Source organism: Pseudalkalibacillus hwajinpoensis (genome assembly GCF_039851965.1).
Taxonomy (GTDB): domain Bacteria; phylum Bacillota; class Bacilli; order Bacillales; family Guptibacillaceae; genus Guptibacillus; species Guptibacillus hwajinpoensis_E.
The window spans coordinates 2,062,819-2,077,771 of sequence record NZ_CP156674.1; the positions used below are offsets into that span (position 1 = coordinate 2,062,819).

Here is a 14,953-nt window from a genome sequence, read left to right on the forward strand (position 1 = left end):
GTAAATTAAAAACACCCGGAAAGTGATCCGGGTGTTTGGTTAAATCATAGAGAAGAGATTACTCAGTGATTGTTGCTACAACGCCTGCGCCTACAGTACGTCCACCTTCACGGATAGAGAACTTCGTTCCATCTTCAATTGCGATAGGAGCGATTAGTTCAACTGTCATTTCGATGTTGTCTCCAGGCATAACCATTTCAACGCCTTCAGGAAGAGCGATTGTACCAGTTACGTCAGTTGTACGGAAGTAGAACTGAGGACGGTAGTTAGCGAAGAATGGAGTATGACGTCCACCCTCTTCTTTAGAAAGAACGTAAACTTCAGCTTGGAACTTAGTGTGAGCTTTTACAGTTCCTGGCTTAACAAGAACTTGTCCACGCTGAATGTCATCACGAGAAACACCGCGAAGAAGTGCACCAATGTTGTCGCCAGCTTCAGCATAGTCAAGAAGCTTACGGAACATTTCAACACCAGTAACTGTTGTTTTCTTGTTCTCTTCAGCAAGACCAAGAATTTCAACTTCGTCACCGACTTTGATTTGTCCACGCTCAACACGGCCAGTTGCTACTGTACCACGACCAGTGATTGAGAATACGTCCTCAACTGGCATCATGAATGGCTTGTCAGTGTCACGAGTTGGAGTTGGGATATACTCATCAACAGCGTCCATAAGTTCAAAGATTTTAGCTTCATACTCTTCGTCGCCTTCAAGAGCTTTAAGAGCAGAACCTTTGATTACTGGAACTTCATCGCCATCGAAGTCGTATTCAGAAAGAAGATCACGAACTTCCATTTCAACTAGTTCAAGTAGTTCTTCGTCATCAACCATGTCACATTTGTTCAAGAATACAACAAGAACAGGAACACCAACTTGACGAGAAAGAAGGATATGCTCACGAGTTTGTGGCATTGGGCCGTCAGCAGCAGAAACTACTAGGATTCCGCCGTCCATCTGTGCAGCACCAGTGATCATGTTTTTAACATAGTCAGCGTGACCTGGGCAGTCAACGTGTGCATAGTGACGGTTTTCAGTTTCGTACTCAACGTGTGCAGTTGAAATTGTGATTCCACGTTCGCGCTCTTCTGGAGCACCATCGATTTGGTCATAAGCCATAGCAGTACCGCTACCTGAACGCTTGTGAAGCACAGAAGTGATCGCAGCTGTTAGAGTAGTTTTACCATGGTCAACGTGACCAACTGTACCAATGTTAACATGGGGCTTGGAGCGGTCGAATTTTTCTTTTGACATTAGTGTTTCCTCCTTTGATTACCAAGAAATTATCTATGCCAAGATAGGCGTGTGATTCTTTAAAAGCTCGCCTATCTTAGATTACAACAAAAGCTTGATTGCTACAATTATTCGCCTGTAGCTTTTTTAATGATTTCTTCAGAGATTGATTTAGGCACTTGCTCATAGTGGTCGAAAGTCATTGTATAAGTACCGCGACCTTGCGTACGTGAACGAAGTGTAGTTGCATAACCAAACATTTCTGAAAGTGGTACGAACGCGTTAATAACTTGAGCGTTTCCGCGTGCAGTCATTCCTTCAACACGTCCTCGACGGCTAGTTACATCGCCCATGATGTCTCCAAGATATTCTTCAGGCACTACAACTTCAACTTTCATCATAGGCTCAAGAAGAGCTGGATCACATACAGTTTTGGCTTTTTTCAAAGCCATAGATGCAGCGATCTTAAATGCCATTTCGTTCGAGTCAACGTCATGATAAGATCCATCAACAAGGCGAGCTTTCACGTCGATTAGTGGGTAGCCTGCAAGGAGACCATTGGCCATTGCATCGCGTAGCCCAGCTTCAACTGCAGGGATGTATTCACGAGGAACAACACCGCCGACAATTTTATTTTCAAATTCAAATCCAGCGCCTTCTTCGTTCGGCTCGAATTCAACCCATACGTGTCCGTATTGTCCACGACCACCGGACTGACGTACGAACTTACCTTCAACCTTACCAGCTTGACGAATTGATTCGCGATATGCAACCTGAGGCGCACCAACAGTAGCTTCAACTTTAAACTCACGGCGCAGACGGTCAACGATGATATCAAGGTGAAGTTCACCCATTCCTGAGATAATCGTTTGGCCAGTCTCTTCGTTTGTTTCAGTTTTGAAAGTTGGATCCTCTTCAGCGAGCTTTCCTAGAGCTACGGACATTTTGTCCTGGTCACTCTTCGTTTTCGGCTCGATTGCTACTGAGATAACTGGATCTGGGAAGTCCATAGATTCAAGGATAACAGTATCCTTTTCATCACATAGAGTATCACCAGTTGAAGTATCTTTCAAACCAACTGCTGCTGCGATATCTCCTGCATATACAGTAGAGATTTCTTCACGAGAGTTAGCGTGCATCTGAAGGATACGACCTACACGTTCGCGCTTGTCTTTCGTAGAGTTCTTAACGTAAGAACCAGAAGAAAGCGTTCCTGAGTATACACGGAAGAATGTAAGCTTACCAACGAAAGGATCTGTCATTACTTTAAATGCAAGTGCAGAGAAAGGTCCGTTATCGTCAGCAGAGCGAATGACTTCTTCTTCAGAATCTTTCAGATGACCTTTGATTGCTGGAACATCAAGTGGTGATGGAAGGTAATCCAATACAGCATCAAGAACTAGCTGAACGCCTTTGTTCTTAAATGCAGAACCACATAGTACAGGATAGAATTCAACGTTACAAGTTCCTTTACGGATTGCAGCTTTGATTTCTTCTTCTGTAAGTTCTTCACCTTCAAGGTATTTCATCATAAGATCTTCTTCAAGTTCAGCTACAGCTTCAATCAATTTCGTACGATACTCATCAGCTTGTTCTTTGTACTCAGCAGGAATTTCACGTGCTTCAGTACGAGAACCAAGATCATCAAGGTAATAGAAAGCTTCCATTGTGATTAAGTCAATGATTCCTTCGAAGTCGTCTTCAGCACCAATTGGAAGCTGAATCGGGTGAGCGTTTGCTTGTAAACGGTCATGAAGTGTACCTGTGGAGTAAATGAAGTCTGCGCCTAACTTATCCATTTTGTTAATGAATACGACACGAGGCACTCCGTAGTTTGTAGCTTGACGCCAAACAGTTTCTGTTTGCGGTTCAACACCAGATTGTGCATCAAGTACCGCAACTGCTCCATCCAATACACGCAAAGAACGTTCAACTTCTACCGTAAAGTCTACGTGGCCAGGTGTGTCAATGATGTTAACACGGTGGTCTTTCCACTCGGCAGTGGTAGCAGCAGAAGTGATCGTGATTCCACGCTCCTGCTCCTGCTCCATCCAGTCCATCTGAGAAGCACCTTCGTGAGTCTCACCGATTTTGTGGATTCGCCCTGAATAGAAAAGAATACGCTCGGTTGTTGTTGTTTTACCAGCATCAATGTGAGCCATGATACCGATATTACGTGTATCTTTTAAGGAGAATTCTCTTGCCATTAGTATTTCTCCTTCCTTTTATAAAGGGATTTGGGTTGTGTGCTGATTACCAGCGATAGTGAGCAAACGCTTTGTTTGCTTCAGCCATTTTGTGCATTTCTTCACGTCTCTTAACAGAAGCACCTGTGTTGTTAGCTGCATCCATAATTTCATTAGCAAGTCTTTCTACCATAGTCTTTTCACCGCGAAGACGGGAATAGTTTACAAGGTAGCGAAGACCTAATGTTGTACGACGTTCTGGACGAACTTCAACCGGCACCTGGTAGTTTGCACCACCAACACGACGAGCGCGTACTTCAAGTACTGGCATAACGTTTTTCAACGCCTGGTCGAATACTTCCATAGCCTCTGTGTTTGTGCGCTCCTGAATAAGATCAAACGCTTTGTATAGCACCTGCTGAGCTTTACCTTTCTGACCATCTACCATAAGGCGGTTGATCAGGCGAGTAACTAGCTTGGATTTGTAAATTGGATCTGGTAATACGTCACGACGTTCTACTGGACCTTTACGTGGCATGGGTTAACCCCCTTTCATTTTGTAGTTAATTAGAATTTATTATTTCTTAGCTTCTTTCGGTCTCTTAGTACCGTATTTCGAACGACCCTGTCTGCGCTCGTTAACACCTGCAGTGTCAAGCGCACCACGAACGATGTGATAACGCACACCCGGTAAATCTTTAACACGTCCTCCGCGGATAAGCACTACACTGTGCTCCTGAAGGTTGTGACCGATACCAGGGATATAAGCTGTAACTTCAATTCCGTTAGTAAGACGAACACGAGCGTATTTACGCAATGCGGAGTTCGGCTTCTTAGGAGTCATCGTACCTACACGAGTACATACACCACGTTTTTGTGGAGATGAAAGGTCTGTATGAGACTTTTTGAAGCTATTATATCCTTTGTTCAATGCTGGAGAATCGGATTTCTTTGTTTTAGAAACACGTCCCTTGCGAACAAGTTGGTTAATAGTTGGCATTTTGTTTTCCTCCCTTCTTTCGTAAATAAGCAAGCCCACACATCCAGGTGGTTCATCTATAGATAAAAGGAAAGTTTTTGCCAGGCAGGGCGTACCTTCACCCGGCAAAAACGGTTATGCTTTTATCGTAACTGTTGCTGCGCCTACTTCAATCCCACATGCCTTACCGAGTTTCTTCATAGAATCAACACGATGAACAGGTATGTTTTTTTCTTCAGCGAGTGCAACAACTTTAGAAGTTACCCTGCGATCAGCGTCGTCAGCGATGAAAACTTCCTTCGCTTCCCCAATCTGGAGGGCTTTTAGAGTTTGTTTCGTCCCAATAATTAACTCATCTGCCTGTGATACTTTTTCATAAGACACAAACATATCCTCCAAAGTAACAGGATTATCGGGAGCACCTTGGATATAATATCACCCTGCACTCCCGATGTCAACACTTCCCCTGTTTATTCTTGACTTACTAGAGCACTTTCTTCCTGTTCCAAAAGCTGTTCTGCTTCCTGCGCTTCGCCTGCTACGTTGATTCTACGGTAACGCTGCATACCAGTACCTGCCGGAACAAGTTTACCGATAATAACATTTTCCTTAAGACCAAGTAACTCGTCACGCTTACCTTTAATTGCTGCATCAGTTAGGACACGAGTTGTTTCCTGGAAGGATGCGGCAGATAGGAAGGATTCAGTTTCAAGTGATGCTTTTGTAATACCAAGAAGTACCGGACGTCCAGTTGCAGGCAAACCGCCCTGTCTCAGAACTTTACGGTTAACTCCTTTAAACTGGTGAATGTCGATAAGAGATCCAGGCAGCACTTCTGTATCGCCCGCATCAATAACACGAATCTTACGCATCATCTGGCGAACCATTACTTCAACGTGCTTGTCTCCGATTTCAACACCCTGCATACGGTATACCTTCTGTACTTCTGCTAGAAGGTACTCTTGCACACCGTCAATTCCGCTAATAGTTAGAAGTTGTTTTGGATCGATCGAACCTTCTGTAAGAGGTTGACCAGCCTTAACTTCATCTCCGACAGCGATCTTCAAACGAGCGCCATATGGCACAGGATAGTTTCTAGTCTCCGTTTCACCTTGAACGACAATCTCTTTCTTCTCTTTCACTTCAGCTAAATCAATCACTTTCCCGTCTAACTCGGATACAACTGCTTGACCTTTCGGGTTCCGTGCTTCAAATAGCTCCTGAATACGAGGAAGACCTTGAGTGATATCGTCCCCGGCAACTCCACCTGTATGGAATGTACGCATTGTTAACTGCGTACCCGGTTCACCGATTGATTGAGCAGCGATAATTCCCACTGCTTCCCCAACTTCTACGCGAGTACCGGTTGCAAGGTTACGTCCGTAACACTTCTTACACACACCATGACTCGTGCTACATGTAAAGGCAGAACGGATGTGAACATTTTCAATGCCCGCTTCTACGATTTCTGTAGCGATATCTTCTGTGATAAGGTTGTTTTTCTCAACAAGGACTTCGTTTGTCTCTGGATGTCTAACTTTCTTAAAGGCAACGCGGCCTACAAGTCGGTCATAAAGTCCTTCGATCAATTCATTACCATTCTTAATTGCGCTAACTTCAAGTCCTCTGTCAGTTCCACAGTCATCTTCGCGTACGATAACATCCTGTGCAACATCAACAAGACGACGAGTAAGGTAACCTGAGTCAGCTGTTTTAAGTGCAGTATCAGCAAGTCCTTTACGTGCACCGTGCGTTGAAATAAAGTACTCAAGCACTGTTAAACCTTCACGGAAGCTGGATTTAATCGGAAGTTCAATGATTTGTCCAGATGGGTTAGCCATCAATCCACGCATACCCGCAAGCTGTGTAAAGTTAGATGCGTTACCACGAGCACCTGAATCACTCATCATAAAGATTGGGTTATCTTTTTCAAGTCTGTTCATCAGTTTTTCCTGGATGCGATCTTTCGCGCTACTCCAGATTGCAATAACACGGTCATAACGCTCATCGTCGGTAATCAAACCACGACGGAACTGCTTAAGAACTTTTTCAACTTTTTCCTCAGCTTCTTGAACAATTTCCTGTTTCTCAGCAAGTACTACAACGTCAGCCACACCAACGGTAATACCAGCCTTAGTAGAATATTTGAAGCCAAGATCCTTCATGCGGTCAAGCATGCGGGATGTTTCTGTAACTTTGAAACGCTTGAACACTTCAGCGATGATCTTACCAAGAATGCCCTTCTTAAATGGTGAGATCAAATCGCGCTTTGCGATTTCTTCTTTCACGTTCACGCCGTGAGGAAGGAAGTATTGCTCCGGTGTAGCAATTTCAAGGTTACTTGTTGTCGGTTCATTGATATATGGGAACGACTCCGGAAGGATTTCGTTGAAAATCAACTTACCAACCGTAGTTACAAGCAACTGCTTGTTCTGCTCTTCTGTAAAAGCAGATTTATTAAGTGATGCTGCAGGAATAGCTACACGAGAATGAAGATGTGCAAATCCATTCTGGTATGCAATTATTGCCTCATTTGTATCTTTAAATACAGAACCTTCACCAATTGCTCCTTCACGTTCCATAGTCAGGTAGTAGTTACCTAGAACCATATCCTGTGACGGTGTAACAACTGGCTTACCATCTTTCGGGTTAAGGATGTTCTGTGCTGCAAGCATTAAGATTCGCGCTTCTGCTTGCGCTTCTGCAGATAGCGGAACGTGAACGGCCATCTGGTCACCATCAAAGTCAGCGTTATACGCCGTACATACGAGTGGGTGAAGACGAATTGCGCGTCCCTCAACAAGAATTGGTTCAAACGCCTGAATACCAAGACGGTGAAGCGTTGGTGCACGGTTAAGAAGAACAGGGTGTTCTTTAATCACGTTTTCCAATACGTCCCAGACTTCTGGATGAACTTTCTCGACTTTACGCTTTGCGCTCTTAATATTATGTGCAAGACCTTTTGAAACAAGTTCTTTCATAACGAAAGGCTTGAATAACTCAAGAGCCATCTCTTTCGGTAGCCCACACTGGTACATCTTCAGGTTAGGTCCTACTACGATTACTGAACGACCTGAGTAATCTACACGCTTACCAAGAAGGTTTTGACGGAAACGTCCCTGTTTCCCTTTCAACATGTGAGAAAGAGATTTCAACGGACGGTTACCCGGACCAGTTACAGGACGGCCACGACGACCATTGTCAATAAGGGCATCGACAGCTTCTTGAAGCATACGCTTTTCGTTTTGCACGATGATGCTTGGCGCGCCAAGATCAAGAAGGCGCTTCAAGCGATTATTACGGTTAATCACACGACGATATAGATCGTTTAAATCAGAAGTCGCAAAACGTCCACCGTCTAGCTGTACCATCGGACGAAGTTCTGGAGGAATAACAGGCAGAACATCTAGAATCATCCAAGAAGGATTGTTTCCTGATCCTCTAAATGCCTCAAGTACTTCAAGACGTTTGATCGCACGCGTTCTACGCTGACCTTGTGCTGTTTTCAACTCTTCTTTAAGGATATCTACCTCTTTATCAAGATCGATATCAAACAAGAGCCTGCGGATTGCTTCCGCACCCATTTCTGCAGAGAACGTTTTGCCATACTTTTCACGGTATGCGCGGTACTCTTTCTCAGAAAGAAGTTGTTTCTTCTCAAGCGGTGTATCACCAGCTTCAGTTACAACATAAGAAGCGAAATAAATAACTTCTTCAAGTGCACGTGGTGACATGTCTAGGACAAGTCCCATGCGGCTTGGAATGCCTTTAAAGTACCAGATGTGAGAGACAGGAGCAGCTAGCTCGATATGCCCCATTCTCTCACGACGGACTTTCGCACGTGTTACTTCAACTCCGCAGCGATCACAAACGACTCCTTTATAACGGATTCGTTTGTATTTCCCACAATGACATTCCCAGTCTTTAGTTGGTCCGAAGATTCGCTCACAGAAAAGACCATCTTTTTCCGGTTTCAAGGTACGGTAGTTAATGGTTTCTGGCTTCTTAACTTCTCCTCTTGACCAAGAGCGGATTTTATCCGGTGACGCCAGACCGATTTTCATATACTCAAATTTATTGACATCTATCAAGGGGCCTACCTCCCTTTAGAATTCAGCTTTAACCCTTACTCGCTCGCCTGATTTGACCCAACATTCAAGTTTAATTTCTCACTGGATTGGTCTTCTTCGTCGTCTAACTCTTTCATTTCAATTTCTTGCTCATCACTAGCAAGCATTTTCACGTCCATACCAAGTGACTGCAACTCTTTGATTAGAACTTTAAACGATTCTGGAATACCAGGCTCAGGAACATTTTCACCTTTTACGATTGCCTCGTAAGTCTTAACACGTCCTACAACATCATCCGATTTAACCGTCAGAATTTCCTGTAGGGTATACGCAGCACCATATGCTTCAAGTGCCCATACTTCCATCTCACCGAAACGCTGTCCACCAAATTGTGCTTTACCACCAAGAGGCTGCTGCGTAACGAGTGAATAAGGTCCTGTTGAACGTGCATGAAGTTTGTCATCAACCATGTGAGCAAGTTTGATCATATACATAACACCGACAGAGATACGGTTATCGAATGGTTCACCCGTACGGCCGTCGTAAAGAACAGTTTTACCATCACGTGGCATACCTGCTTCTTCAAGCGTTTCCCAAACATCTTCTTCACGAGCTCCATCAAATACTGGCGTTGCAACGTGAATTCCAAGTGCACGAGCAGCCATACCAATATGGAGCTCCAACACCTGTCCAATGTTCATACGAGAAGGAACACCAAGCGGATTCAACATGATATCGATTGGCGTACCGTCTGGCAAGTAAGGCATATCTTCTTCAGGAAGAATCCTTGAGATAACACCTTTGTTACCGTGACGTCCAGCCATTTTATCTCCTTCATGAATCTTACGCTTTTGAACGATGTAAACTCGCACAAGTTGATTTACTCCCGGTGGAAGCTCATCGCCGTCTTCACGGTTAAAGATTTTCACATCAAGAACGATTCCATCACCACCGTGCGGTACACGGAGAGATGTGTCACGAACTTCACGTGCTTTTTCTCCAAAAATTGCATGGAGTAGACGTTCTTCCGCAGTCAATTCTGTTACACCTTTAGGGGTAACTTTACCAACAAGGATGTCACCATCTTTCACTTCAGCACCCATGCGAATAATTCCGCGTTCGTCAAGGTTACGCAAAGCATCTTCCCCGACGTTCGGAATGTCACGAGTGATTTCTTCAGGTCCAAGCTTTGTGTCACGTGCTTCTGATTCGTATTCTTCGATGTGAATTGATGTATAAACGTCATCTTTTACAAGACGTTCGCTCATAATAATAGCATCCTCGTAGTTGTAACCTTCCCATGTCATAAATCCGACAAGAACGTTACGTCCGAGTGCCATTTCACCTTTTTCCATTGATGGACCGTCTCCAAGGATTTCTCCTTTTACAACACGGTCGCCTTCAACGACAATTGGCTTCTGGTTATAACACGTTCCCTGATTGGAACGAATAAACTTAAGCAATTTATAACGGTCAAGATCACCTTTAACTTCCTGGCCATCAATGACGGATACGCGACGAACATGAATTTCTGCAGCGGATGCAAACTCGATAATACCTTCGTGCTTACAAATAACAGCGGCACCGGAGTCTTTTCCGTTAACATGCTCCATACCTGTTCCGACAATTGGTGCTTCAGGAACCATCAAAGGTACAGCCTGACGCTGCATGTTCGCACCCATTAGCGCACGGTTGGAGTCATCGTTCTCAAGGAACGGAATACAAGCCGTTGCTGCTGAAACTACCTGTTTCGGGGATACGTCCATGTAGTCGATTTTTTCGCGAGCGATGATAATGTTCTCGTCACGGAAACGCGCAACAATATCTTCATCTCTAAATGAACCATCATCGGTTAGCTTAGCATTTGCCTGCGCTACAACATAGTTGTCCTGTTCATCAGCTGTTAAGTAGTCAATATACTCCGTAACTTTGCCTGTTTCAGGGTCTACTCTGCGGTAAGGCGTTTCAATGAAGCCAAACTTATTAACTCGTGCATAAGATGAAAGTGAGTTAATTAGCCCGATGTTCGGACCTTCTGGAGTTTCAATCGGACACATTCTTCCGTAGTGGGAGTAATGTACGTCACGAACTTCAAAGCCAGCACGTTCACGTGTTAAACCACCTGGTCCAAGTGCAGATAAACGACGCTTATGAGTTAGCTCAGCAAGCGGGTTCGTCTGATCCATGAACTGAGATAGCTGTGAACTACCGAAGAACTCTTTAATGGATGCAATGACAGGACGAATATTAATTAGCGCCTGTGGCGTAATAACGTTCGTATCCTGGATTGACATACGTTCACGCACAACACGTTCCATACGGGAGAGTCCAATACGGAATTGGTTCTGGAGAAGCTCACCAACTGAACGAAGTCGACGGTTACCGAGGTGATCAATATCATCCGTGTTTCCTACCTGATGAAGAAGGTTAAAGAAGTAGTTAATGGATGAAATGATATCGCCAGGGGTGATGTTTTTCACTCCTGTTTCAACTCCACCGTTACCGATCACATTAATAACACGCTCACCTTCTGGATCGTCAGGAGCGTACACTTTAATCGATTGCAAACCGATAGATTCGTCCTCAATCACTCCACCATGAGGTTCGACGTCTTTGAAACCAACGTTTGTCTCAAGTGCAGGAAGGATTCTATCTAAAAGACGGCGATCAAGAATCTCGCCTTCTTCTGCAATCACTTCACCTGTTTCGGGATCAACTAGCGTTTCAGCCAATCGCTGATTAAACAGACGGTTTTTAATATGAAGCTTCTTGTTGATCTTGTAACGTCCTACGTTTGCAAGATCATAGCGCTTTGGATCAAAAAAGCGGGAATCAAGTAAGCTTTTGGCGTTGTCGACAGTCGGAGGCTCGCCAGGACGTAAGCGTTCATAGATTTCTAGTAGCGCTTTTTCTGTGCCGTCCGTGTTGTCTTTTTCTAGGGTATTGCGAAGATACTCATCTTCACCTAGGAGATCTATGATTTCTTGATCAGACCCAAACCCTAACGCTCTGAGCAGTACCGTAATTGGTAGCTTTCTAGTACGATCAATTCGTACATAGACAATATCCTTGGCATCAGTTTCAAATTCCAGCCATGCTCCTCGGTTTGGAATGACAGTAGCTGTATATCCTTTTTTGCCGTTCTTATCGATCTTTTCACTATAGTAGACACTTGGAGAACGCACGAGCTGAGAAACGATAACGCGTTCTGCCCCATTAATAATAAAGGTACCTGTTTCAGTCATTAATGGGAAATCACCCATGAACACTTCTTGTTCCTTTACTTCACCTGTTTCTTTGTTAATCAGGCGTACTTTCACACGTAAAGGCGCAGAATATGTTACATCTCGCTCTTTGGTCTCTTCCACGGGGTACTTAGGTTCACCAAGGCTGTAATCAATAAATTCCAGCACAAGATTACCTGTGAAATCTTCGATTGGAGAAATATCCTGGAACATTTCTCGTAAACCCTCATCAAGAAACCATTGATAAGAAGCTGTTTGAATCTCAATTAGATTTGGCAAATCCAACACTTCTTTGATTCGCGCGTAGCTTCTTCTTTGGCGGTGGCGTCCATACTGAACTAGTTGGCCTGTCAAATGATTCACCCCTCAAATCCAGCGTATTTATTTTCTTCACCCAACAATTTCTGTTAAACCAAAAATCTATCGTTGGACAAAAAAAGAAAAAGGGCATAAATAAAAATTTCCCCTTAACTATAAGCGATTATATTAGTTTTTCCAGACGACGGTATTTTATACCTTTAAGCGCAGGAATGCGAAAAAGGCCTGGAAAAATCCATCATTGGCATTATATTATATTAGCATAGGCCGTTTGTGAAGTCAAAGGATATTTTCATAAATTACTTGACTGCTTTTAGAATATAGTATCCTTTCTTTTTCACAACGGTCTCGACATGCCCAAACATTTCTTCCAGCTTGTTGATTGCTGATGGGGCACCCTGTTTCTTTTGAATTACAATCCAGAGCGTTCCATCTTTCTTAAGAACATGATGGGCTTCTTCTAGAATCCCATGAACAACCTGCTTTCCTGCGCGTATGGGAGGATTTGTAATAACGGATGCAAAGGTTTTGTCTTTCACCGCACATAACTGATCACTCTCCATAACGCTCACATTATGCACGCTATTACGAATCGCGTTGTTCATTGCTAACTCGGTGGCACGTTCATTAACATCAAGCAAATAAAAACGACGGTTTGAAAGTCCAGAAGCAAGCGATATGCCGATCGGGCCATAGCCACACCCAGCATCTACAATATCTCCTTCAATTTCTGGTTCTTCAAATGTTTCAATCAGGAGCTTGCTCCCGAAATCGACTTCTTTCTTTGAAAAAACACCAGAATCGGTAGTGAATTGGAAACGTCGTCCTCGAAGCTCTGCAGTAATCCGGTTCGGATCACTCTTTACACCCGGGTTCTTTGTATAATAATGCTCACCCAATGCTATCCCTCATTTCATCGCCATTTCTATAAGCATTGCCAAACTTCACTTCCATCATAACTTAAAAGTTTAGCTCCCAATAACAAAAAGCTCGCTTTTAAAAGCGAGCTTTTGTTTCAGACAAATGATTACTTAACTTCTACTGCAGCGCCTACTTCTTCTAGCTTAGACTTAAGCTCTTCAGCTTCGTCTTTAGCAACGCCTTCTTTAATAGCGCTTGGAGCGCCGTCAACTAGTTCTTTAGCTTCTTTCAAGCCAAGACCAGTGATTTCGCGAACGACTTTGATGACCTTGATTTTGCTGCTTCCAGCACTTTCAAGAACTACATCAAATTCTGTTTGCTCTTCAGCAGCACCTTCTGCTGCTCCGCCTGCTGCTGCTACTGGAGCTGCTGCAGTTACACCAAATTCTTCTTCGATAGCTTTAACTAGGTCGTTAAGCTCAAGAACTGTCATTTCTTTGATTGCTTCAATGATTTGCTCGTGACTCATGAGTAAATCCTCCTTAATTTTTGTTTTGTTCTATACCAATTGATAGACGGTAAATTTACGCGCCTTGTTCTTCCTTTTGATCGGCAACAGCTTTTGTAGCCAATGCCATGTTGCGCATAGGTGCTTGTAGCACTGATAGCAACATAGAAAGTAGACCTTCGCGGTTTGGTAGGTCCGCAAGTTCCTTGATCTTCTCTACTGATACAACGCCGCCTTCGATCACGCCAGTCTTGATTTCAAGAGCTTCGTGAGTTTTAGCGAAGTTGTTCAAAATTTTAGCAGGAGCAACAACATCTTCATTGCTGAACGCGATTGCCGTAGGTCCGACAAGGTGCTCATTCAAATCAGTAAGTTCAAGCTGTTCTGCCGCGCGACGAGTCATAGTGTTTTTGTAAACACGGAATTCAACGTTCGCATCACGCAATTGTTTACGAAGTTCTGTTACTTCGGATACATCAAGTCCACGATAGTCAACAAAGATTGTTGATTGGCTATCACGAAGTTTGTCTGTAATTTCTGTAACTAGATGCTTCTTTTGTTCAACTGCACTGCTCATAGTTCCACCTCCTAAAGAAATGTATCTATACCGCCCTGGAATATGAGGTCATATAAAAAGCCTTCACATCCGAAGACATGAAGGCTTATCGATTACTTACATATCGAATCACTTCACACCTCGGCAGGCTATTAAGTGCGTTAGCACCCCTGCTGTCTACGGTATAGAAAGTATTAATTTATCAAACAACATTTACAAGTATATTTAATAGCTACGTAAATGTCAACAGCTAATTAAATTAACGGTAAGTTGATGCGTTAACTTTTACACCAGGTCCCATTGTAGAAGTAACTGAAATGTTCTTAAGGTACGTTCCTTTAGAAGCTGCAGGTTTAACTTTCACAAGTGTTTCAACAAGTGTATTCAAGTTTTCAACAAGCTTGTCAGCTTCAAAAGATACTTTACCGATTGGTGCATGAACATTACCAGCACGGTCTACACGGTATTCTACTTTACCAGCTTTGATTTCGTTAACAGCTTTTTCTACGTCGAACGTAACTGTTCCAGTTTTCGGGTTCGGCATTAGACCTTTTGGTCCAAGTACACGACCGAGCTTACCAACTTCACCCATCATGTCAGGAGTTGCTACGATTACGTCAAAGTCAAACCAACCCTCGTTGATCTTCGTAATGTAGTCAGCTTCTCCAACATAGTCAGCGCCAGCTGCTTCAGCTTCTTTTGCTTTTTCGCCTTTAGCGAAAACAAGAACGCGTTGTGTTTTACCAGTCCCGTTTGGAAGTACAACCGCGCCACGAACCTGCTGGTCGTTTTTCTTAGGGTCTACTCCAAGACGAATTGCTGCTTCAACAGTTCCATCAAAGTTTCCTACAGATGTCTTTTTAACAAGTTCAACTGCTTCTTGAGGCTCATAGAAAGTTGTACGTTCAACTAACTTAGCTGCCTCCTGGTATTTCTTACCTCGTTTTGCCATTTTGTGTTTCCTCCTTGAATGTGGTTTAGCGGATTATCCTCCCACTATTT

At 43.6% G+C, this 14,953-nt stretch carries 11 protein-coding genes and 1 other annotated feature; all 11 genes read right to left on the minus strand.

All coding sequences use genetic code 11. The annotated features are described in order from the left end of the window. Positions 1 to 58 precede the first annotated feature (58 nt). The 11 genes from tuf to rplA all read right to left on the minus strand — a co-directional run bounded on the left by tuf (position 59) and on the right by rplA (position 14,903). Positions 59 to 1,249 carry an elongation factor Tu gene (tuf, locus tag ABFG93_RS10885; protein WP_347548094.1) on the minus strand — a complete coding sequence of 397 codons (1,191 nt, stop codon included), beginning with the start codon at positions 1,247 to 1,249 and terminating at the stop codon, positions 59 to 61. A gap of 107 nt (positions 1,250 to 1,356) precedes the next feature. After that, positions 1,357 to 3,435 carry an elongation factor G gene (gene fusA / locus ABFG93_RS10890; protein ID WP_347548095.1) on the minus strand — a complete coding sequence of 693 codons (2,079 nt, stop codon included), beginning with the start codon at positions 3,433 to 3,435 and terminating at the stop codon, positions 1,357 to 1,359. Between the two features lie 46 nt (positions 3,436 to 3,481). Further along, positions 3,482 to 3,952, minus strand: a complete 471-nt coding sequence (rpsG, locus tag ABFG93_RS10895; protein ID WP_347548096.1) for a 30S ribosomal protein S7 — start codon at positions 3,950 to 3,952, stop codon at positions 3,482 to 3,484. 39 nt (positions 3,953 to 3,991) lie between these two features. Continuing rightward, positions 3,992 to 4,414, minus strand: coding sequence for a 30S ribosomal protein S12 (rpsL, locus tag ABFG93_RS10900; protein ID WP_347548097.1), 423 nt, complete (start codon positions 4,412 to 4,414; stop codon positions 3,992 to 3,994). Between the two features lie 114 nt (positions 4,415 to 4,528). Continuing rightward, a complete protein-coding gene (locus ABFG93_RS10905; protein WP_347548098.1) occupies positions 4,529 to 4,777 on the minus strand; it encodes a 50S ribosomal protein L7ae-like protein in 249 nt (82 codons plus the stop codon). Positions 4,778 to 4,863: 86 nt separating this feature from the next. Beyond that, the gene (rpoC, locus tag ABFG93_RS10910; RefSeq protein ID WP_347548099.1) at positions 4,864 to 8,484 is read right to left on the minus strand and encodes a DNA-directed RNA polymerase subunit beta'; all 3,621 of its coding nucleotides are present in this window, start codon (positions 8,482 to 8,484) and stop codon (positions 4,864 to 4,866) included. A 35-nt stretch (positions 8,485 to 8,519) separates the two neighbouring features. After that, the gene (rpoB, locus tag ABFG93_RS10915) at positions 8,520 to 12,062 is read right to left on the minus strand and encodes a DNA-directed RNA polymerase subunit beta (RefSeq protein ID WP_347548100.1); all 3,543 of its coding nucleotides are present in this window, start codon (positions 12,060 to 12,062) and stop codon (positions 8,520 to 8,522) included. A 263-nt stretch (positions 12,063 to 12,325) separates the two neighbouring features. Further along, positions 12,326 to 12,925: a class I SAM-dependent methyltransferase gene (locus tag ABFG93_RS10920; RefSeq protein ID WP_347548101.1), complete on the minus strand. Its 600-nt coding sequence runs from the start codon at positions 12,923 to 12,925 to the stop codon at positions 12,326 to 12,328. Between the two features lie 128 nt (positions 12,926 to 13,053). Further along, positions 13,054 to 13,416: a 50S ribosomal protein L7/L12 gene (gene rplL / locus ABFG93_RS10925; RefSeq protein WP_347548102.1), complete on the minus strand. Its 363-nt coding sequence runs from the start codon at positions 13,414 to 13,416 to the stop codon at positions 13,054 to 13,056. 55 nt (positions 13,417 to 13,471) lie between these two features. Continuing rightward, entirely contained in the window at positions 13,472 to 13,972 is a 501-nt protein-coding gene (gene rplJ, locus ABFG93_RS10930; RefSeq protein ID WP_347548103.1) for a 50S ribosomal protein L10, read from the minus strand. A gap of 44 nt (positions 13,973 to 14,016) precedes the next feature. Next, positions 14,017 to 14,152 (minus strand) — a sequence feature (ribosomal protein L10 leader region). Positions 14,153 to 14,210: 58 nt separating this feature from the next. Beyond that, a complete protein-coding gene (rplA, locus tag ABFG93_RS10935) occupies positions 14,211 to 14,903 on the minus strand; it encodes a 50S ribosomal protein L1 (protein WP_347548104.1) in 693 nt (230 codons plus the stop codon). Positions 14,904 to 14,953 lie beyond the last annotated feature (50 nt).